This window comes from Citrobacter sp. HN-141 (genome assembly GCF_033341895.1).
Classification (GTDB): domain Bacteria; phylum Pseudomonadota; class Gammaproteobacteria; order Enterobacterales; family Enterobacteriaceae; genus Citrobacter.
The window spans coordinates 499,781-520,226 of sequence record NZ_JAWPBF010000001.1 but is presented as its reverse complement, the minus strand read 5'-3'; the positions used below and the strand labels follow the sequence as shown (position 1 = coordinate 520,226).

General features: G+C 51.6%; 14 protein-coding genes and 1 pseudogene. 8 read left to right on the top strand and 7 right to left on the bottom strand.

Annotation, left to right across the window (positions count from 1 at the left end):
- The first annotated feature begins 3 nt into the window (after positions 1-3).
- From bamB to RYZ59_RS02440, 5 genes are all read left to right on the top strand, one after another.
- Complete coding sequence (gene bamB / locus RYZ59_RS02460) at positions 4-1,182, top strand: outer membrane protein assembly factor BamB (RefSeq protein WP_318044639.1); 1,179 nt, start codon at positions 4-6, stop codon at positions 1,180-1,182.
- Between the two features lie 118 nt (positions 1,183-1,300).
- Complete coding sequence (gene der, locus RYZ59_RS02455) at positions 1,301-2,773, top strand: ribosome biogenesis GTPase Der (protein WP_318044637.1); 1,473 nt, start codon at positions 1,301-1,303, stop codon at positions 2,771-2,773.
- 289 nt (positions 2,774-3,062) lie between these two features.
- Complete coding sequence (locus tag RYZ59_RS02450) at positions 3,063-4,604, top strand: peptide MFS transporter (RefSeq protein ID WP_318044635.1); 1,542 nt, start codon at positions 3,063-3,065, stop codon at positions 4,602-4,604.
- 63 nt (positions 4,605-4,667) lie between these two features.
- Complete coding sequence (locus tag RYZ59_RS02445; protein ID WP_318044634.1) at positions 4,668-5,750, top strand: Gfo/Idh/MocA family oxidoreductase; 1,083 nt, start codon at positions 4,668-4,670, stop codon at positions 5,748-5,750.
- 51 nt (positions 5,751-5,801) lie between these two features.
- Positions 5,802-6,017: a zinc ribbon domain-containing protein gene (locus RYZ59_RS02440; protein WP_005120435.1), complete on the top strand. Its 216-nt coding sequence runs from the start codon at positions 5,802-5,804 to the stop codon at positions 6,015-6,017.
- On the opposite strand, the gene xseA is transcribed toward RYZ59_RS02440, so the two are convergent.
- Positions 6,014-7,387 carry an exodeoxyribonuclease VII large subunit gene (gene xseA, locus RYZ59_RS02435; protein WP_318044633.1) on the bottom strand — a complete coding sequence of 458 codons (1,374 nt, stop codon included), beginning with the start codon at positions 7,385-7,387 and terminating at the stop codon, positions 6,014-6,016. The genes RYZ59_RS02440 and xseA overlap by 4 nt on opposite strands.
- 160 nt (positions 7,388-7,547) lie before the next feature.
- Between xseA and guaB the strand changes: the two genes are divergently transcribed.
- Complete coding sequence (gene guaB, locus RYZ59_RS02430) at positions 7,548-9,014, top strand: IMP dehydrogenase (RefSeq protein ID WP_318044632.1); 1,467 nt, start codon at positions 7,548-7,550, stop codon at positions 9,012-9,014.
- A 63-nt stretch (positions 9,015-9,077) separates the two neighbouring features.
- Positions 9,078-10,655 carry a glutamine-hydrolyzing GMP synthase gene (gene guaA / locus RYZ59_RS02425; RefSeq protein ID WP_202038070.1) on the top strand — a complete coding sequence of 526 codons (1,578 nt, stop codon included), beginning with the start codon at positions 9,078-9,080 and terminating at the stop codon, positions 10,653-10,655.
- Positions 10,656-10,781: 126 nt separating this feature from the next.
- Here guaA and mscS read toward each other — a convergent pair whose 3' ends face one another.
- Positions 10,782-11,660 (bottom strand): small-conductance mechanosensitive channel MscS, encoded by an 879-nt coding sequence (gene mscS, locus RYZ59_RS02420; protein ID WP_318044629.1) that lies wholly within the window; start codon positions 11,658-11,660, stop codon positions 10,782-10,784.
- A 365-nt stretch (positions 11,661-12,025) separates the two neighbouring features.
- Positions 12,026-12,229, bottom strand: coding sequence for a YfgG family protein (locus tag RYZ59_RS02415; RefSeq protein ID WP_318044628.1), 204 nt, complete (start codon positions 12,227-12,229; stop codon positions 12,026-12,028).
- Between the two features lie 366 nt (positions 12,230-12,595).
- Here RYZ59_RS02415 and RYZ59_RS02410 point away from each other — a divergent pair.
- Positions 12,596-14,866 (top strand): annotated as a pseudogene (locus RYZ59_RS02410) (EAL domain-containing protein).
- Here the strand turns inward: RYZ59_RS02410 and ppx are convergent.
- The 4 genes from ppx to purM form a co-directional block, all read right to left on the bottom strand.
- Positions 14,846-16,387, bottom strand: a complete 1,542-nt coding sequence (gene ppx, locus RYZ59_RS02405; protein WP_318044626.1) for an exopolyphosphatase — start codon at positions 16,385-16,387, stop codon at positions 14,846-14,848. The pseudogene RYZ59_RS02410 and the gene ppx sit on opposite strands and share 21 nt — an antisense overlap.
- A gap of 4 nt (positions 16,388-16,391) precedes the next feature.
- On the bottom strand, positions 16,392-18,458 hold the full coding sequence (gene ppk1 / locus RYZ59_RS02400) for a polyphosphate kinase 1 (RefSeq protein ID WP_202038075.1): 2,067 nt from the start codon (positions 18,456-18,458) through the stop codon (positions 16,392-16,394).
- 189 nt (positions 18,459-18,647) lie between these two features.
- On the bottom strand, positions 18,648-19,289 hold the full coding sequence (gene purN / locus RYZ59_RS02395; RefSeq protein WP_318044625.1) for a phosphoribosylglycinamide formyltransferase: 642 nt from the start codon (positions 19,287-19,289) through the stop codon (positions 18,648-18,650).
- The gene (gene purM, locus RYZ59_RS02390) at positions 19,286-20,323 is read right to left on the bottom strand and encodes a phosphoribosylformylglycinamidine cyclo-ligase (RefSeq protein WP_137384776.1); all 1,038 of its coding nucleotides are present in this window, start codon (positions 20,321-20,323) and stop codon (positions 19,286-19,288) included. The genes purN and purM overlap by 4 nt, the downstream gene beginning before the upstream one ends.
- Positions 20,324-20,446 lie beyond the last annotated feature (123 nt).

The window sequence follows — 20,446 nt, the reverse complement described above, 5'->3', positions numbered from 1 at the left end:
CCGATGCAATTGCGTAAATTACTTCTGCCAGGGCTGCTTTCTGTTACCCTATTGAGCGGCTGTTCACTGTTTAGTGGCGAAGAAGATGTCGTTAAGATGTCCCCGTTACCGGTGGTTGAAAACCAGTTTACTCCGTCTACTGCCTGGAGCACTTCTGTAGGCAACGGTATTGGCGATTTCTACTCCAACCTTCATCCTGCGCTGGCGGATAACGTGGTCTATGCAGCCGATCGCGCAGGTGTGGTGAAAGCGCTGAACGCAGACGACGGCAAAGAAGTCTGGTCTGTTAATCTGGGTGAGAAAGACGGTTGGTTCTCCCGTGCATCTGCTCAGCTTTCTGGCGGTGTAACCGTGTCGGGCGGCCATGTTTATATTGGCAGCGAAAAAGCACAGGTTTATGCGCTTAACACCAGTGACGGTACAACCGCATGGCAAACGAAAGTTGCCGGTGAAGCGTTGTCGCGCCCGGTGGTGAGCGATGGCGTGGTATTGATCCACACCAGTAACGGTCAGTTGCAGGCATTGAACGAAGCTGACGGCGCCATCAAATGGACCGTAAACCTCGACATGCCATCACTTTCCTTACGTGGTGAATCCGCTCCGGCGACCGCCTTTGGCGCAGCGATTGTGGGTGGCGACAATGGTCGCGTAAGTGCCGTACTGATGCAGCAGGGCCAGATGATTTGGCAGCAGCGTATCTCTCAGGCCACTGGCCCAACCGAAATCGATCGTCTGAGTGATGTCGATACCACGCCGGTTATCGTCAATGGCGTAGTTTACGCGCTGGCTTATAATGGTAACCTGACGGCGCTGGATCTGCGCAGCGGCCAGATCATGTGGAAACGTGAGCTCGGCTCGGTGAATGATTTTATCGTTGATGGTAATCGTATCTATCTGGTTGATCAGAATGACCGTGTGCTGGCGCTGACGACCGATGGCGGCGTGACGCTGTGGACGCAAAGCGATCTGCTGCACCGTCTGCTGACGTCCCCGGTATTGTATAATGGCAATCTGGTCGTCGGTGATAGCGAAGGCTATCTGCACTGGATTAACGTTGACGATGGTCGTTTTGTTGCCCAACAGAAAGTCGACAGCTCCGGTTTCCTGACCGAGCCGGTCTCTGCTGATGGTAAACTGCTGATCCAGGCGAAAGACGGTACGCTGTACTCTATTACGCGTTAATCGTCGCGGCCGCTCGCTTTGAAAAACGGCTCCTGGTGCAGGGGCCGTTTTACTGTTTTTAACAACGGGGCAAAAAATGTGCCCGTTGTCTGATGATTTTTTAAATGAGGCTTTAAACATGGTACCTGTGGTCGCGCTTGTCGGGCGCCCTAACGTTGGCAAATCCACGTTATTTAACCGTCTAACTCGCACCCGAGATGCGCTGGTTGCGGATTTCCCGGGTCTGACTCGTGACCGTAAGTACGGTCGTGCGGAAATTGAAGGCCGTGAGTTTATCTGTATTGATACCGGCGGTATTGATGGCACCGAAGACGGTGTTGAAACCCGTATGGCAGAACAGTCGCTGCTGGCTATCGAAGAAGCAGACGTTGTGCTGTTCATGGTGGACGCGCGTGCTGGCCTGATGCCGGCAGATGAAGCCATTGCCAAGCATCTGCGTGCGCGCCAGAAACCGACGTTCCTGGTCGCCAACAAAACTGACGGACTCGATCCTGACCAGGCGGTTGTTGATTTCTACTCTCTGGGTCTGGGTGAAATTTATCCGATCGCGGCGTCCCATGGTCGTGGCGTCCTCAGCCTGCTGGAGCATGTTCTGCTGCCGTGGATGGATGACGTTGCTCCTCAGGAAGAAGTGGATGAAGACGCAGAATACTGGGCGCAGCTGGAAGCCAAAGAAAACGGCGAAGAAGAGCCTGAAGACGATTTCAACCCGCAGGATTTGCCGATTAAACTGGCGATTGTTGGTCGTCCGAACGTAGGTAAGTCCACACTGACTAACCGTATTCTCGGTGAAGACCGCGTTGTGGTTTACGATATGCCGGGGACCACGCGCGACAGTATTTATATTCCGATGCAACGTGATGAGCGCGAATATGTGCTGATTGACACAGCGGGTGTACGTAAACGCGGTAAAATTACCGAGGCGGTAGAAAAATTCTCAGTAATCAAAACGCTGCAGGCAATTGAAGATGCCAACGTGGTGATGCTGGTGATTGATGCGCGTGAAGGGATTTCCGATCAGGACCTGTCGCTGCTGGGCTTTATCCTCAATAGTGGGCGCTCACTTGTTATCGTTGTGAACAAGTGGGATGGCCTGACGCAGGAAGTAAAAGAGCAGGTCAAAGAGACGCTGGACTTCCGTCTGGGCTTTATTGATTTTGCGCGCGTACACTTTATCTCGGCGCTGCACGGTAGCGGCGTAGGTAATCTGTTTGAATCGGTCCGTGAAGCATACGATAGCTCCACACGTCGCGTGAGTACCGCAATGCTGACGCGCATCATGACCATGGCAGTAGAAGATCATCAGCCACCGCTGGTGCGTGGTCGTCGTGTGAAGCTGAAATATGCCCATGCCGGTGGTTATAACCCGCCAATCGTGGTGATTCACGGCAACCAGGTCAAAGACCTGCCGGATTCCTACAAGCGCTATCTGATGAACTATTTCCGCAAATCTCTGAACGTAATGGGGACGCCGATCCGTATTCAGTTCAAAGAAGGGGAAAACCCGTTTGCAAACAAACGCAATACGCTGACTCCGACTCAGATGCGTAAACGTAAGCGTTTGATTAAACACATCAAAAAAAGCAAGTAATCGTTGCTGATGCAGATGAAAACCCGCGCTTGTCGCGGGTTTTTTTTCGCCTGTACCTGTCTGTTTGCTGTCAATGACTATTCGCTTTTTACCAAGTTTAAATCTAAGAAAGTAGACAATTGTCGAATTTTCATCTTAAAGTCACCCGGTTGGTACTAGACAAAACTACTGTCAGGTTATCAAATGGTTAAATAACTCTTCGCCGTATGTAAAAAATCGACCAGCAACGTAACTGGCCGGCGTACATCACGGTGTTTACAAGCACACGACATATCTTTTCGGGAGAATTATGCAATCCTCTGTTAATCAAAAAGAAAGCCGAACGTTCTTCGGTCATCCTTATCCGCTCGGCTCATTGTTCTTCACTGAGATGTGGGAGCGTTTTTCGTTTTATGGCATTCGTCCGTTACTGATCCTGTTTATGGCTGCTACCGTTTATGACGGCGGTATGGGGCTGGCGCGTGAAAATGCGTCGGCGATTGTCGGTATCTTTGCCGGTACGATGTATCTTGCCGCGCTGCCGGGCGGTTGGCTGGCGGATAACTGGCTCGGTCAGCAAAGAGCTGTCTGGTATGGCTCTATCCTGATTGCCCTCGGCCATCTGTCGATTGCGCTCTCTGCCATCATGGGTGACAACCTGTTCTTTATCGGCCTGATGTTTATCGTGCTCGGGTCCGGTCTGTTTAAGACCTGTATCTCAGTGATGGTTGGCACGCTGTATAAAAAGGGCGATGCGCGTCGCGACGGCGGTTTCTCGCTGTTCTACATGGGCATCAATATGGGGTCGTTTATTGCGCCGTTGATCTCCGGCTGGCTGATTAAAACCCACGGTTGGCACTGGGGCTTTGGCATCGGTGGTATCGGGATGCTGGTAGCGTTGATCATCTTCCGCGTGTTTGCCGTTCCATCGATGAAACGTTATGACAGCGAAGTAGGTCTGGACTCTACCTGGAACAGCCCAGTAGTAAAACGTAACGGTGTGGGCGCGTGGCTGCTGGCGCTGGCTGTCGGCGTAGCCGTTATCGTTACGCTGATTGCGCAGGGAGTGATTGTGATTAATCCGGTCGCGGTTGCCAGCGTACTGGTATACGTGATTGCCGCTTCCGTCGCGCTCTATTTTATCTACCTGTTCATCTTTGCCGGTCTGAACCGTAAAGAGCGCGCCAGACTGCTGGTCTGCTTTATCCTGCTGGTTTCCGCCGCGTTCTTCTGGTCCGCGTTTGAGCAGAAACCAACCTCGTTCAACCTGTTCGCTAACGACTACACTAACCGTATGATCGGTGATTTTGAAATCCCGGCAGTCTGGTTCCAGTCGATAAATGCGCTGTTTATCATTCTGTTGGCACCGGTATTCAGCTGGGCGTGGCCGAAGCTAGCGAGCATGAACATTCGCCCGAGCAGCATCACCAAGTTCGTTATCGGTATTCTCTGTGCCGCTGCAGGCTTTGGTCTGATGATGCTGGCTGCGCAAAACGTTCTCAGTAACGGCGGTGCTGGCGTTTCTCCATTCTGGCTGGTGGGCAGCATCCTGATGCTGACGCTTGGTGAACTGTGCCTGAGCCCGATCGGTCTGGCGACCATGACGCTGCTGGCCCCGGAAAGAATGCGCGGGCAGATGATGGGCCTGTGGTTCTGCGCCAGTGCGCTGGGTAACCTGGCCGCAGGTCTGATTGGTGGTCATGTGAAGGCCGACCAACTGGATATGCTGCCGGATCTCTTCGCTCGCTGCTCGATTGCGTTGCTGATCTGCGCCGCGGTACTGATCGTCCTCATTGTGCCGATTCGTCGCATGCTGGAGAATACGCAAACTAAACCGGTAACCAGCGCCTGATAACACCTCGATTGTGCCGGGGCAGACGTGATGTCCCGGCCATTCAATTTACGAGGTGAGAACATGCTGTTAGGGTTTGTTGGGCTTGGCGCAGTTGTTGAAACGGCATACATGCCTGCATTACGTAACCTTTACGGTGATTCCCTGTGCTGTGTGGGATTTGACGTGCAAACCGCAAAACAGCCTGCTGATGTGACATGCTGTGCATCGCTCGCTGAACTTCTTGCAACACCGCTTGATACCCTATTTATCACCACCGCATCACTGCATCATCTTGACGTGCTTGAACAGGCGCTGGCCGCTCCCATCGCACGTATCGTGGTCGAAAAACCGATTGTCGCCACGCTTTCCCAAATTGAAAAACTGAAAACGTTGCTGGTTCAACCCGGCGTCGCTGATCGCGTACTGGCGCTAGACCACTGGATGGCGCGTAATGGCGCAATGCAGTTGGCATTGGGCAAACTCGGGGCGCAGTGGCAGGGCGATAACCCGCAACCGGCAGTGGTTTCCCACGTTTCGGACATTGTTAAAATTGAAGGATTCTTGCAGGAGCCAAGCGGGTTTAACGCCGTAGGGGAACCTATCGCGCTCAACTTTGCCACCGGCGAGCCGGATACGCGCGAGCTTCGCCATCCGGATGGCGTGATTCTGGATATAGGTACGCACGTGCTGGCTATGTTGCGTGAAACGGTTCGCTACCTCGGGGGAAGTGATGAGATGGTGCTGCAGGTGATAACCGCGAAAGACCGCCTGGGGCGTGATATCTCCCGTGGTGATCTGACTACGGCAGAGGGTGAAGCTCATCTTCAGGGACAGATTAGCGGTATACCGCTGGATATCTGGCTGAATAAATACGCGGGGCCAACTGGCGGGCAAAAAGGTTTGCGTCTGTATCTGAGCGATGGTCGTATCATCAGCCATGACCGGCGCGGTGCCGGGGATGTGCTTGAATTGATTGACGGTGATGCTGTGCGTCGCTGGAGGCTTCCCGGCACGATTTATGCCCATTGCCTGGCGGAGCATATTCTGGGGGCGCAAAGCCTGTTTGAACGCAGCCCACAGGAGGTGAGGAGCACAACGCAGCGCAGACTGGAGGAGGTTGAACGATTACTCACCTTGCAGCAACAGCTGCGTGGCCTACACTAAGCGTATCGTGGTAAAATTAGTGCCGAGCTGAACGCCCTTTTAGGAGTCACCATGTCAATGAACTGCCCGGATTGTCACGCAGAACTGGAACTACAAAACGGTGTGGCACACTGTGAAAACTGTAAAAAAGATATTCCGTTAGAAGCGCGCTGTCCGGAGTGCCATCAGCCGCTCCAGGTGTTAAAAGCCTGCGGAGCGGTGGATTACTTCTGTCAGAATGGCCATGGGCTGATTTCGAAGAAACGTGTGGAGTTTGCGCCGGTTTAATCCGGCTTTTTCTTGCGCGTTTTCTTTGCCGCCGTCACGCCTTTCACTTCACTCTCTACCCAACCATCTGACAGTCGGGTCGTGAGCACGTCACCGGCCTTCACCTGTTTGGTCTGCTTCAGCACTTTACCGTCCGTCGCAGTAGTGACGCTATAGCCGCGTGCCAGCGTAGAAAGCGGACTTACGGCTTCAAGATGCGTCACCACATTACCAAAGCGTTCTCGCTGCTCACTTAAACGCGCACGGATATTCTCCGCCAGACGGTACTCCAGTTGCTGAATACGGGTTTGCGCCCGATAAATGCGTGGCTGTGGGTTTTGCTGGCTCAGGCGTTGGCTTACGCGCTGTTGGCGCTGATTGGCCTGCTTAATCTTATTCTCAAGTGCGAAATTCATCCGCTGGCGCAGTCGCTCCAGCACGGTCTGCTGACGGGCCAGACGCAGTTGCGGATGTTGCTGTTGCAAACGGTGATGAAGTTGGGTAAATCGACGAGTACGGTTGGCGATGTAGTAGTCCATCGCCATTTCCAGCCGCTGCTGACCATGTTGAATTTGACGCAGCAGTTCCAGTTGATTGCGGCTGACAATTTCCGCCGCAGCTGATGGCGTAGGCGCCCGTAAATCTGCAATAAAATCGGCAATCGTGACATCTGTTTCGTGGCCGACGGCGCTTACTACCGGAATGCGGCTGGCAAAGATTGCCCGCGCTACGCGTTCGTCGTTAAAACTCCACAAATCTTCCAGAGAACCGCCGCCGCGCCCGACGATAAGCACATCGCACTCGTCCCGCGCATTCGCCAGCTCAATGGCACGCACGATTTGTCCTGGCGCATCGTCGCCCTGTACCGCTGTCGGGTAGATAATCACCGGCAGAGAAGGGTCACGACGTTTCAGAACATGGAGGATATCGTGCAGCGCCGCCCCGGTTTTCGAGGTAATCACCCCGACGCAATGGGCCGGTGAGGGCAACGGTTGTTTATATTGCTGATCGAACAGCCCCTCAGCCTGTAATTTGGCTTTTAGCTGTTCATACTTCTGCTGTAATAAGCCTTCACCCGCCGGCTGCATGCTCTCAACGATAATCTGATAATCACCGCGCGGCTCGTACAGCGTAATGTTGGCGCGTACCAGCACTTGCTGCCCATGCTGCGGGCGGAAGGTCACCCGGCGGTTACTGTTGCGGAACATCGCGCAGCGTACCTGGGCGGTGTCATCTTTAAGCGTGAAATACCAGTGGCCGGAAGAGGGCTGGGTGAAATTCGAGATTTCACCGCTGATCCACACGTGTCCCATTTCCTGCTCAAGCAGCAGGCGAACCGTCTGGTTTAGGCGGCTTACGGTAAAAATTGAGGTGGTCTGAGAGGATAACATGTGAGCGGGATCAAATTCTAAATCAGCAGGTTATTCAATCGAAAGTAACATGCTCACCGAGGAGCGCAAGGTTTTTTTGCAAAAAAGTGTGGATGCAATCGGTTACGCTCTGTATAATGCCGCGGCAATATTTAATAACCTCTCAGGTGAGATATTGCCCATGCTACGTATCGCTAAAGAAGCCCTGACGTTTGACGACGTCCTCCTCGTTCCCGCTCATTCTACCGTTCTGCCGAATACAGCTGACCTCAGCACGCAGTTGACGAAAACCATTCGCCTGAACATTCCTATGCTCTCTGCAGCGATGGACACCGTGACGGAAGCGCGCCTGGCAATTGCTCTGGCTCAGGAAGGCGGCATCGGTTTTATCCACAAAAACATGTCCATCGAGCGCCAGGCGGAAGAAGTTCGTCGCGTGAAAAAACACGAATCTGGCGTGGTGACTGACCCACAGACCGTACTGCCAACCACCACGCTGCGCGAAGTGAAAGAACTGACCGAGCGTAACGGTTTTGCAGGCTACCCGGTGGTAACGGAAGACAACGAACTGGTCGGTATCATCACCGGTCGTGACGTACGCTTTGTTACCGACCTCAGCCAGCCGGTTAGCGTTTACATGACGCCGAAAGAGCGTCTGGTTACCGTACGCGAAGGCGAAGCGCGTGATGTTGTTTTTGCCAAAATGCACGAAAAACGTGTTGAGAAAGCGCTGGTCGTTGATGACAGCTTCCATCTTCTCGGCATGATCACTGTAAAAGATTTCCAGAAAGCAGAACGTAAACCTAACGCCTGTAAAGATGAGCATGGTCGTCTGCGTGTGGGTGCTGCGGTTGGTGCAGGCGCAGGTAATGAAGAGCGTGTTGATGCGCTGGTTGCCGCCGGTGTTGACGTTCTGCTGATCGACTCCTCTCACGGTCACTCTGAAGGCGTTCTGCAGCGTATCCGCGAAACACGCGCAAAATATCCGGATCTGCAGATCATCGGCGGTAACGTTGCCACGGGTGCAGGCGCGCGCGCGCTGGCCGAAGCAGGTTGTAGCGCGGTTAAAGTCGGTATCGGTCCTGGTTCCATCTGTACTACTCGTATCGTTACCGGTGTGGGCGTTCCGCAGATTACCGCCGTTTCCGATGCGGTTGCAGCACTGGAAGGGACAGGCATTCCGGTTATCGCCGACGGCGGTATTCGTTTCTCTGGCGACATCGCGAAAGCGATTGCTGCCGGTGCTGCTGCCGTCATGGTGGGTTCTATGCTGGCAGGTACCGAAGAGTCTCCGGGGGAAATCGAACTGTACCAGGGGCGTTCTTATAAGTCTTACCGTGGAATGGGTTCCCTGGGCGCGATGTCCAAAGGGTCTTCTGACCGTTACTTCCAGAGCGATAACGCGGCTGACAAACTGGTTCCGGAAGGTATCGAAGGTCGCGTGGCGTATAAAGGTCGCCTGAAAGAGATCATTCACCAGCAGATGGGCGGCCTGCGCTCCTGTATGGGCCTGACCGGCTGTGGTACTATCGACGCGCTGCGTACTCAGGCTGAATTTGTCCGTATCAGCGGTGCGGGTATCCAGGAAAGTCACGTTCACGATGTGACCATCACCAAAGAGTCCCCTAACTACCGCATGGGCTCCTGATAAGTTTCCGCGCCCGGCTCTATGCCGGGCGAATTTGTTTCACTTGCCTCGGAATTAGCGTCAATGACAGACAATATTCATAAACATCGCATTCTCATCCTCGATTTCGGATCGCAGTACACTCAGCTGGTTGCACGTCGCGTTCGTGAACTGGGCGTCTACTGTGAACTGTGGGCATGGGATGTTACGGAAGCACAAATTCGCGAATTCAACCCAAGCGGTATTATTCTTTCCGGTGGTCCGGAAAGTACCACCGAAGCAAACAGCCCACGTGCACCAGAGTACGTGTTCAATGCTGGCGTGCCGGTCTTTGGCGTGTGCTATGGCATGCAGACCATGGCAATGCAACTGGGTGGACATGTTGAAGGTTCTAACGAGCGTGAGTTCGGTTATGCACAGGTTGAAGTCCAGACCGATAGCGCGCTTGTCCGCGGTATCGAAGACTCCCTGACTGCAGAAGGCAAACCGCTGCTGGACGTATGGATGAGCCACGGCGATAAAGTGACTGCGATTCCGGAAGGTTTCGTGACCGTTGCCAGCACCGACAGCTGCCCGTTCGCTATCATGGCGCACGAAGAAAAACGCTTCTACGGCGTGCAGTTCCACCCGGAAGTCACCCATACTCGTCAGGGTATGCGCATGCTGGAGCGCTTTGTGCGTGACATCTGCCAGTGTGAAGCGCTGTGGACGCCGGAAAAAATCATCGACGACGCTGTTGCACGTATTCGTGAGCAGGTTGGCAATGACAAAGTGATCCTCGGTCTGTCCGGTGGCGTTGACTCCTCCGTTACCGCCATGCTGCTGCACCGTGCAATTGGCAAAAACCTGACCTGTGTCTTCGTCGATAACGGTCTGTTGCGTCTGAACGAAGCGCAGCAGGTGATGGATATGTTCGGCGATCACTTCGGTCTGAACATTATTCACGTTGAAGGCGAACAGCGTTTCCTCGACGCGCTGAAAGGCGAGAACGATCCGGAAGCCAAACGTAAAATCATTGGTCGCGTGTTCGTTGAAGTATTCGATGAAGAAGCGCTGAAGCTGGAAGACGTTAAGTGGCTGGCGCAGGGAACTATCTACCCTGACGTTATCGAATCTGCTGCTTCGGCAACCGGTAAAGCGCACGTTATCAAATCTCACCACAACGTGGGCGGCCTGCCGAAAGAGATGAAGATGGGCCTGGTTGAACCGTTGCGTGAGTTGTTCAAAGACGAAGTGCGCAAAATTGGTCTGGAACTGGGTCTCCCGTATGACATGCTGTACCGTCACCCATTCCCGGGTCCGGGTCTCGGCGTTCGCGTGCTGGGCGAAGTGAAGAAAGAGTACTGCGACCTGCTGCGTCGTGCGGATGCTATCTTCATCGAAGAACTGCACAAAGCTGACCTGTACAACAAAGTCAGTCAGGCGTTCACCGTATTCCTGCCGGTTCGTTCCGTTGGCGTAATGGGCGATGGCCGTAAGTATGACTGGGTTGTCTCCCTGCGTGCTGTAGAAACTATCGACTTTATGACCGCACATTGGGCGCACCTGCCGTATGACTTCCTGGGCCGCGTTTCCAACCGCATCATCAACGAAGTTAACGGTATCTCCCGCGTGGTGTATGACATCAGCGGTAAGCCGCCAGCGACGATTGAGTGGGAATAAGCCGATAACCCTTCCTGAGTTTTCATGAACAGGTAAAACTGCATTCAACCCTCTGTTTTTACAGAGGGTTTTTTATTGCCCGAATTTCAGCAAGCACATCGGCAGAATGTGCTAACAGAGGGTTGGCTAATCAACCAACTGCAGCTGGGGCTGCGTTTTGGATGCAACATTTTCCACACGAATATCCATTTGCGGATAGGGCAGGTCGATATGGTTGTCGTCCAGCGCTTCTTTGATATTTTCCAGCAGATCGTAATAGGTGTTCCAGTACTCAGCGTTGCGTACCCATACACGAACATAGAAGTTCAGCGATGAGGCACCAAGCTCTCCCAGGCGCACGGTTACACCACGTTTCTGGTCTATACGACGATCCTGAACGATGATCCGATTGATAACGCGTTTGACATCAGCAATACGGCTCTGATAACCGACGCCAATGACCAGATCGATACGGCGAAATGGGTGGCGGGAATAGTTAATAATGTTATCGGAAATGATCTTACCGTTTGGGATCACCACTTCTTTGCTGTCGGCAGTGAGAAGCGTGGTGGAGAAGATGTGGACCTTTTCTACCGTTCCGGTAACTGCGCCAATCTGTACGACTTCCCCGGCGCGAAATGGACGTAGGGAGACCAACAAGACGCCTGCGGCAAAGTTGGATAGCGATCCCTGCAATGCCAGGCCGACGGCCAGCCCCGCGGCACCGATAACCGCAATAATGGATGATGTTTCAATACCGACGCGGCCCAGTGCGGCGACAACGAAGAAGGCGAGGGTAATGTAGCGGACGAGGGCGGTGAAGAACTGGATGATGGTGATGTCGACTTTTCGCTTGAGGAGTAATTTTTCCAGCCCGCGGGAGAGCAGGCGAGCGATAAATTTACCGACAAACAGCAAAATGACGGCAGCGACGATGTTCCAGCCAAATTGAATTACCGCATCACTGTGCCCGGCAAGCCATTCAAGACCGGTACGTATTTTGGGAAATAATGTAAAACTACGCATGGTATAACCCTGTAGTATGAATAAATGTTAGAAATTCAAATAAACATTTAATTTTTATACAAAATATTAATGTGTAAACCGCTGATATTTTTTGAGGGTATTAATTAGCGGTTATTTGAGCTGAGTGAGTCTTTTTATGTTCAGTAAAGTCGAACGTAAAAAAACAGCGCAAATGGTGCGGGGAAGCGGAAGGAAAAGATTGTGTAATTGTGCGGAACGCCACAGGCATATCCAATGCAGCAGTCGGTGCTGTTGGCTGGATGGGCGAAAAATGTTCGCTCAAATCCCTTACTGGATGGTTAAATGTCAGGCGATTAGCCATCCGGTAAGGAATCTTAAGACAGGGGGATCACAGATACGAGCGTTCAGCGTTCGTCAGTTTGAGTAGGAGAAGTCTGTTGCGGCAAGGTGATCTGCTGGGATTCTTTCTTGTCCTGGTGGTGGTGCCACGCACCGATAGCAGAGTAGACGAAGCGTCCGAAGAAGAAGATGAAGCTGATAAGCAGTACGATCCGGATCATGCGACTGTTAAATCGGTGTCGTTTGCGTAGGCTGGTAACCTGGCTCACAAAAGGTTCCTTAAAGTGTACCCAACCAGTGGGCGATACTTACATTAAGGCACACTAAGAGGAAATGGTCAATTCTTCGTTATGTAAAATTGCATCAACGGTTTTATCGCCTTATGTTATGGAAATTAATATTATTATTTGCATTAATAATGAATAAACGATCATAAATAAAGAAAAAGGTAATAATTGATTAATGGGGGATATTTTTTTTGACATATATCAAACCCCGTCTGTTATCCGTAACTAAAATTGATGAGCCATTGTGATGTGTATTACATCATAGTTTTAAAGCCAGGTGGGATGCCTGTCTGAATGCCCTCTACAGAAAATACCCCCACATGACGTGAGGGATTCTACTGAGCATCTATGAAACTCAATAAAAATTATATAAGTATTAGAGATAAATGGTGGGCGCTGCCCCTCATCTTACCATCTTTACTGTTGCCGTTATTGAGCACTGCCAATACCTACGCACATATTAGTACCGGTACAGTCGTCCTTTTTTACCTGCCTTTAGCGCTGATGATTAGCCTGATGTTGTTTTTTAGTTGGGCAGCATTACCAGGAATAATCATAGCCATCGGTTGGTACAAATATCCGCAGGTTGGGTTATTTGAAACGCTGTCAATTATTACGCACTTTATAGTTACAATGGTGCTTAGTTGGGGCGGATATAAAGTTTTTTCTCCCCGGCGAAACAACGTGGCGCATGGCGACGCCCATCTGATGTTTCAACGAATATTTTGGCAGGTTTTCTGTCCGGCAACGCTATTCCTGATCCTCTATCAGTTCGCCGCGTTTGTTGGCGTATACGAGAGCAAATCAGGTATGGTGGGCGTTATGCCCTTTAATACCGGAACGTTGATCAACTACCAGGCCATGCTGGTAGGGAACCTTGTTGGTATTCCTCTGTGCTATTTTATCATCCGAACCATTCGAAACCCGCTGCATATACGGGGCTATTTTTCGCAATTAAAGCAGCAAGTTGACACCAAAGTAACGCGCACAGAGTTTGCAGCCTGATTGATAATATTGACTTTGTTGATGGGTATGCTGTTTATGCCGTTAAATGAACAGAGTTCGATATTCAGCACCAATTATACCTTATCTCTGTTACTGCCTGTCATGTTATGGGGCGCAATGCGTTACGGTTACCGATTTATTTCAATGATATGGACAGTCGTTTTGATAACTGCCATTCATTATTATCAACGCTATATGCCCTGGTATTCGGGGTATGATACACAACTTGCAATTACCTCTTCGAGTTACCTCGTTTTTTCTTTCATCGTAAATTACATTGCCGTGCTGGCAACGCGTCAGCGATTTGTCACCCGACGCACGCATCGTCTGGCATATTTTGATCCGATGGTGCATTTGCCAAATCTGCGGGCATTGAACCGAACGCTGAAAAAAGCGCCATGGTCAGTGCTCTGTTTTCTGCGTATACCGGGCATGGAACTGTTGGTGAAAAACTACGGTATTATGCTGCGCATCCAGTACAAGCAAAAACTCGCTCACTGGATAGCGCCGTTGCTGGAACAAGACGAATATGTTTTTCAATTATCCGGTAATGATTTAATTCTGCGTTTTAATACTGAGTCACATCAGCAGCGTATTGAAGCGCTGGACAAACATATCAGGAAGTTTCGTTTTGTCTGGGATGGTATGCCCCTACAACCGCAGGTTGGGATCAGTTTTTGCTATGTTCGCTCACCCGTTAACCACATCTATCTGTTACTGGGGGAGTTAAGCACCATCGCCGAGCTCTCGCTGGCGACCAATATGCCGGAAAATTTGCAGCGACGTGGCGTCATGCACCTGCAGCGGGATCTGAAAGATAAAGTGGCGATGATGAACCGTTTGCAGCAGGCGCTGGAACATGATCGCTTCTTCCTGATGGCACAGCCGATTTTTGGCGTGCGGGGCGATGTTTATCATGAAATCCTGCTGCGTCTTCAGGGCGATGAAGGTGAAACGATTGCCCCTGATAATTTCTTACCGGTAGCCCATGAGTTTGGGTTGTCATCCAGCATTGATCTGTGGGTTATTGAAAATACGCTGAAATTTATGGCGCAGAATCGGGAGAAAATGCCCGCTCATCGTTTTGCGATCAATTTATCGCCTACGTCCGTATGTCGGGCCAAATTTCCTCACGAAATCAGCCAGTTGTTGGTGAAGTATCAGGTTGAAGCATGGCAATTGATCTTTGAGGTTACAGAGAGCAATGCGTTAACCAATGCGGAGCAGGCCCAGGCAACATTGCTGCAACTGCAAGTATTGGGCTGTCAGATTGCGATCGATGATTTTGGTACCGGCTATGCCAGCTATGCACGGTTGAAAAATGTGAGTGCTGACATCCTGAAGATTGACGGAAGCTTTATCCGTAACATTGTCTCTAATAGTCTCGACTACCAAATCGTGGCCTCGATTTGTCATCTGGCACGGATGAAAAAAATGTTGGTGGTCGCGGAGTATGTTGAAAGCGAAGAAATACGCAGTGCGGTGACTTCTCTGGGGATTGATTATTTGCAGGGCTATCTGATTGGTGAGCCGCGGCCGCTGCATAAAACTCTGGAAGAACAGGTGCCAGTCACACTGGCACCTGCCGATTACTCACGCAGCGATATCGGGTGAGTTTTCTTCCTCAATTTTAAGGCACCAGCCTGTAACGGCTTCCCAGTATTGCTGCTCTTTTTCCAGATCGAGCAGCACCAGCGCGTTCTGGCTAAACCAGTCGTGCGGGAAGCGTAGCGTCCAGTGGTTATCGTCGGTAATCAACGTGAGCGTCGGCGGCGTAGTCGTTGCCTGGCGCTGGTTGTTGAGCAATACCCCAAGTCGCAGTAGCTGAATTAGCGGCAGGAACTGCTTTTTCTTGAACAGCGTAAAGCGGGGTAAATCATCCAGCTTAACCGCTTTACGATGATAGCGAACCAGGGTCGCCATCATCAGCTGTTGCTCCTGGTTGAAGCCTGGCAGGTCGCTGTTTTGCAGAATATAAGCCGAGTGGCGATGCAATCCGCTGTGGTTGATGTTCAGCCCGACTTCATGCAGCATCGCCGCCCACCGGAGCAACGCTTCCAGCTGCGGGTTTGCCAGTTTAGGTTGCTGCACATGCCACTGATCGTACATCTGCATGGTCGTTTCCAGTACGCGCCGTGCCTGTTCGCTGTCGATATTGTACTGGTTTGCCAGACTGCTGGCAGTGCGGCTACGAACATCCTGGTGGCGAAAACGGCCTTCCATCTCATACAGTACGCCTTCACGCAGCGCGCCATCGGAAAGTCGAAGTTCACGAATAGCGAGGGCATCAAAAACACCGCACAGTATTGCCAGACCGGGAACAAAAACGGCTTTTCGTTCTTCTGACAGCCCCGGCATGCTGAGTGCCTCAAAGGAAGCATGCTTCAGGACCTCAGTTGCCAGCTTGTCCAGACGTTCAGGGGTGATAAAACCATCTTTCTCACCCATTTCCAGCAGCACTTCATGGGCGGCTTTGATGGTGCCTGAAGCTCCCAGTGCAACGTTCCAGCCCTGAATTCGAAATTGCCAGGTGAGCGTTTCCAGCTTTTGCGCTGCCGCCATACGGGCGCGCTGGAAATTTTCCCGGCTGATCGCGCCACCCGGAAAGTACATCTGGGCAAAACTGACGCAACCCATACGGCGACTTTCGACCAGTTTAGGCTCGAAATCTTCACCGATCACCAGTTCAGTCGAACCCCCACCGATGTCGATAACCAGCTTACGGCCTTTTTCTGGCTGGGTATGCTCCACGCCCATAAAAATCAGTCGGGCTTCTTCGTTACCGGAAATTATTTCGATCGGGTAGGGGATGACCTTTTCTGCCCGCTTAAGAAAATCGGTCGCATTTAGCGCCTGGCGCAAAGTATGGGTTCCCACGATGCAGACGCTGGAGGGAGGAAACCCCTGCAGACGTTCAGCGAAAAGTGACAAACAGCTTAAGCCGCGTTCCATCGCTTCTTCGCTTAGCTTGTTGTCCGCGCCAAGGCCGTCCGCCAGATGTACGCGTTGTTTCAGTCGCCCGATAATTTGCATTGCGCCATCAACCACGCGGGCAATGACCATATGGAAACTGTTTGAACCAAGGTCGACCGCAGCAAATTCCTGCGGTCGTGGAGACTTGTCGTGTATTGGCATAGAGTTAGTCAGGTTGCTCGAGTGATTTGATGTAGTCGTAAATCGCTAATTGTGACTGAACCTTACGGCGGTTTCCGCGTGGTACGTAACGATTACTCAGTTCTTTATCAATAAAACGGGCTTTCACCGTGTCGCTGAACAGGATATCGATAATATCCAGCACGCGCTGCTTAAGGCGTGGGTCAAGAAGCGGTGTGGCAACTTCAATACGATAATCGATGTTTCTGGTCATCCAGTCAGCAGAGGAGAGATACACCTGCTTATCGCCCCCGTTCTCGAAGATATAGACCCGGTCGTGTTCGAGATAGCGGTCAACAATGCTGATAACGCGAATATTGTCGCTGATGCCTTCCAGATTCGGGATCAGTGAGCACATACCGCGGATCAATAAATTAACGGGGACACCTGAACCTGAAGCCGCATACAGGCGGTCAACCAGCCCTTTATCGACCAGATTATTCAGCTTCAGGGTAATGCCAGAAGGCAGCCCTTGCTGTGCATTAGCGATCTCTTTGTCGATCATGCTGTACAGCAGGCGCCGTGAGTTCTGCGGGGAAACCAGCAGATAATCGAACGTTACCGGGCGATACGGGTTTTCGATGAAGTTAAACACCCGACGGACTTCGTTGGTAATGCGTGAATCGGCAGTCAGCAACGAGTAGTCGGTATACAGGCGCGCTGTTTTTTCGTTGAAGTTCCCGGTGCCGATATGCGCATAGCGCACGACTTCATCACCTTCTTTACGCGAAATCAGGAACAGCTTGGCGTGAATTTTCAGCCCCGGCGCGGAGAAGATGACGTGAACCCCCGCTTCGGTAAGGCGCTTAGCCCAATGAATATTGGCCTCTTCATCGAAGCGTGCCTGCAGTTCCACCACCACGGTCACTTTTTTGCCGTTATGCGCGGCATGGATCATCGAGTCGATGATGCGCGAATCTTTTGCCACACGGTAGATGTTGATTTTTATCGCCAGCACGCTTGGGTCGAATGAGGCCTGACGCAGCAGTTCAAGAACGTGTTCAAAGGTGTGATACGGATAATAAAGCAACACATCGCGTTCACGTACGGCATCAAAGCCGTTGCGAAACTTCTCGTTATCGAACCAGATATGGCGCAGACGCGGCAGGGGTTTATTCACCAGGTTAGCTTTGCCAACGTTGGGAAAGTTAATAAAGTCTTTGAAGTTATGATAACGCCCGCCGGGAACAATGGAGTCGTAGCGAGAGATCGTCAGCTTTTCACGCAGTACTTCAACCAGCGCATTGGGCATATCGCGCTGATAAACAAAACGTACAGGCTCTGCGGTCAGACGTTGTTTCAGGCTGGAAGACATGAGCTCCATCAGGCTCGATTCCATCTCATGCACCAAATCGTACTCGGCGTCGCGGGTCATTTTCATCGAATAGGCATTCAGCGCATCGTAATCAAAGAACCCTTTGAAAATGTCATCAAGGCAATAGCGCAAAATGTTGTCCAGCAGGATCATCGGTTTGCGACGACGCGGGGTTTCCGGCGGCAAATTCACAAAGCGAGGAACCTTATCGGATGGAATTTCCAGCAAAGCGTAACGGATCGTATCTCCGCGGATAATTTCCACGGCCAGATAAGTGTAATCGTCTTTTAAAAACTGGACTAAATCCGTCTCGCGGTTAATCAGGATTGGCGTAATGTGCTGACGCAGATATTGCTTGAAGTAGTGGCGTAACCAGCTCTGTTGATTGACTGACAACTGGCGTTCGTTGATCAAGAAGATCTGGTTGCGCGCCATCTCCAGCAGTAATTCGTTGTACAGGCCGTCAAATTCCTGATCGGCTTTTAATACGCGGGCCTGGATTTTGCCTAACAGATGGCGGGAGTGAGAGTTTGAACCCTGTTCTTCGCTAATAATGATACGACGCTTCAGTTCGGCAAAACGTACCTTGTAAAACTCGTCAAGATTATTGGAATAGATGCCTAAGAAACGCATCCGTTCGATCAACGGGTTTGATTTATCAGCTGCCTCCTGGAGCACACGTTCGTTGAACGCTAACCAGCTGAGTTCTTTCTCGATATATAGCTTTTCCTGACCCATTACCACTTTTACTCCGTTTCATTCACGGGACACTACCGATTTATTATGGCGAGCATTGCTCTCAGATGTCCAACTGTGCCAGAAAAATATGACAATAAACCGTCTGATAGCGAAGAGAAAGGGGAGAATAACGCGTAGGCCGGATAAGGCATTTATGCCGCCATCCGGCTTTACAGATTGATGAGCCGATTATTCGTCTGCGGCATAACCCTGTGGTGAGAGGCGATTGCCGTCCAGCCATGCTGCGTTATCGCGCATCTTCAGGCGACCGTCGGTAAACCAACTGACGACCAGCGGGTAAATCGCATGTTCCTGCGCCTGAACCCGGGCAGTAATATCATCTTCGCTATCGCCTGCAAATACTGGCACCCTGGCCTGGAGAATAACCGGTCCGCCGTCCAGTTCATCGGTGACAAAATGGACGGAGGTGCCGTGTTCTTCATCGCCGTTTTCCAGCACCTGACGATGGGTATGCAGCCCAGGGTACTTGGGTAATAAAGAGGGATGGATATTCAGCAGTCGTTCAGAATAGTGAGCGACAAACGCCGGGCTGAGGATGCGCATATAGCCGGCCAGCACGACGACATCTGGCGCATAGGCATCAATTTCCTGAATCAGCTGGCGGTCGAATGCTTCGCGGCTGGCAAAGTGGCTTGCTTCCAGGGAATGTGCCGGAATATTTTCCTCTCGCGCGCGAACAAGGCCGAACGCATCGGCCTTGTTGCTGAATACTGCACGTAGGGTGCCACTGATTTTTTTCTGTTTGCAGGCATCGATTATTGCCTGCAAATTGCTTCCGTTGCCGGAAATGAGCACCACAATGTTTTTCATTCAATGACCACACGCTGTTCGGAATCAGACGCTTTGATGATACCGATTTTCCAGGCGTTTTCACCTTTTGCATTCAGCAGCGCGAGTGCACTTTCTACTTCGGATTCAGGCAGGGCAATGACCATGCCGACCCCACAGTTGAAGGTGCGGTACATCTCGTGCTGACTGACGTTACCCGCAGTTTGCAGCCAGTTGAAGACGGCCGGCCACTGCCATGAGGATTCGTCGATCACGGCCTGCGTGTTGTCTGGCAGTACGCGCGGAATATTTTCCCAGAAACCGCCGCCGGTCAGGTGCGCGATAGCATGCACATCAACCTTCTCGATCAGTTCCAGAATGGATTTCACATAAATGCGTGTCGGCGCCAGTAAATGGTCCGCCAGTGGCTTGCCTTCAAGCTCGGTGGTTTCTGGGTCGCAACCGCTGACTTCAACAATTTTACGTACCAGGGAGTAGCCGTTAGAGTGCGGGCCACTTGAGCCGAGCGCAATCAGCACATCGCCATCAGCCACTTTTGAACCGTCGATAATTTCTGATTTTTCAACGACGCCGACGCAGAAGCCCGCCACGTCGTAATCTTCACCGTGATACATCCCAGGCATTTCAGCCGTTTCGCCACCAACCAACGCACAACCAGACTGCAGGCAACCTTCGGCAATGCCGTTGATTACGCTGGCTGCGGTGTCCACATCCAGTTTACCCGTTGCATAGTAGTCGAGGAAAAATAGCGGTTCAGCGCCCTGAACCACGAGGTCGTTCACACACATCGCCACCAGGTCAATGCCGATGGTATCGTGGCGTTTCAGATCCATTGCCAGACGCAGTTTTGTCCCTACGCCATCAGTGCCGGAAACCAGTACCGGTTCACGATATTTTTGCGGCAATGCGCACAGCGCACCGAAGCCACCCAGACCACCCATTACTTCCGGGCGACGAGTTTTCTTTACTACGCCTTTGATTCGATCAACCAGAGCATTACCCGCGTCAATATCAACACCGGCATCTTTGTAGCTAAGAGAGGTTTTATCGGTCACTGCTTGGGTCCCCACGCGTTAACTTGCGGTAGCAATTAAATTCGGCGCAATTCTAACAGGGAAAGCAAACGTTTGCGAGCCTGCTATGCATTGACTTTTATCTGCTGAGTATTTCAGCATTTT

What these genes read in the sequence shown, in the direction of transcription:
- bamB (WP_318044639.1), top strand. Translation starts at nt 4, where the DNA reads ATGCAATTGCGTAAATTACTTCTGCCAGGGCTGCTTTCTGTTACCCTA.
- der (WP_318044637.1), top strand. Translation starts at nt 1,301, where the DNA reads ATGGTACCTGTGGTCGCGCTTGTCGGGCGCCCTAACGTTGGCAAATCC.
- RYZ59_RS02450 (WP_318044635.1), top strand. Translation starts at nt 3,063, where the DNA reads ATGCAATCCTCTGTTAATCAAAAAGAAAGCCGAACGTTCTTCGGTCAT.
- RYZ59_RS02445 (WP_318044634.1), top strand. Translation starts at nt 4,668, where the DNA reads ATGCTGTTAGGGTTTGTTGGGCTTGGCGCAGTTGTTGAAACGGCATAC.
- RYZ59_RS02440 (WP_005120435.1), top strand. Translation starts at nt 5,802, where the DNA reads ATGTCAATGAACTGCCCGGATTGTCACGCAGAACTGGAACTACAAAAC.
- xseA (WP_318044633.1), bottom strand. Translation starts at nt 7,387, where the DNA reads ATGTTATCCTCTCAGACCACCTCAATTTTTACCGTAAGCCGCCTAAAC.
- guaB (WP_318044632.1), top strand. Translation starts at nt 7,548, where the DNA reads ATGCTACGTATCGCTAAAGAAGCCCTGACGTTTGACGACGTCCTCCTC.
- guaA (WP_202038070.1), top strand. Translation starts at nt 9,078, where the DNA reads ATGACAGACAATATTCATAAACATCGCATTCTCATCCTCGATTTCGGA.
- mscS (WP_318044629.1), bottom strand. Translation starts at nt 11,660, where the DNA reads ATGCGTAGTTTTACATTATTTCCCAAAATACGTACCGGTCTTGAATGG.
- ppx (WP_318044626.1), bottom strand. Translation starts at nt 16,387, where the DNA reads ATGCCAATACACGACAAGTCTCCACGACCGCAGGAATTTGCTGCGGTC.
- ppk1 (WP_202038075.1), bottom strand. Translation starts at nt 18,458, where the DNA reads ATGGGTCAGGAAAAGCTATATATCGAGAAAGAACTCAGCTGGTTAGCG.
- purN (WP_318044625.1), bottom strand. Translation starts at nt 19,289, where the DNA reads ATGAAAAACATTGTGGTGCTCATTTCCGGCAACGGAAGCAATTTGCAG.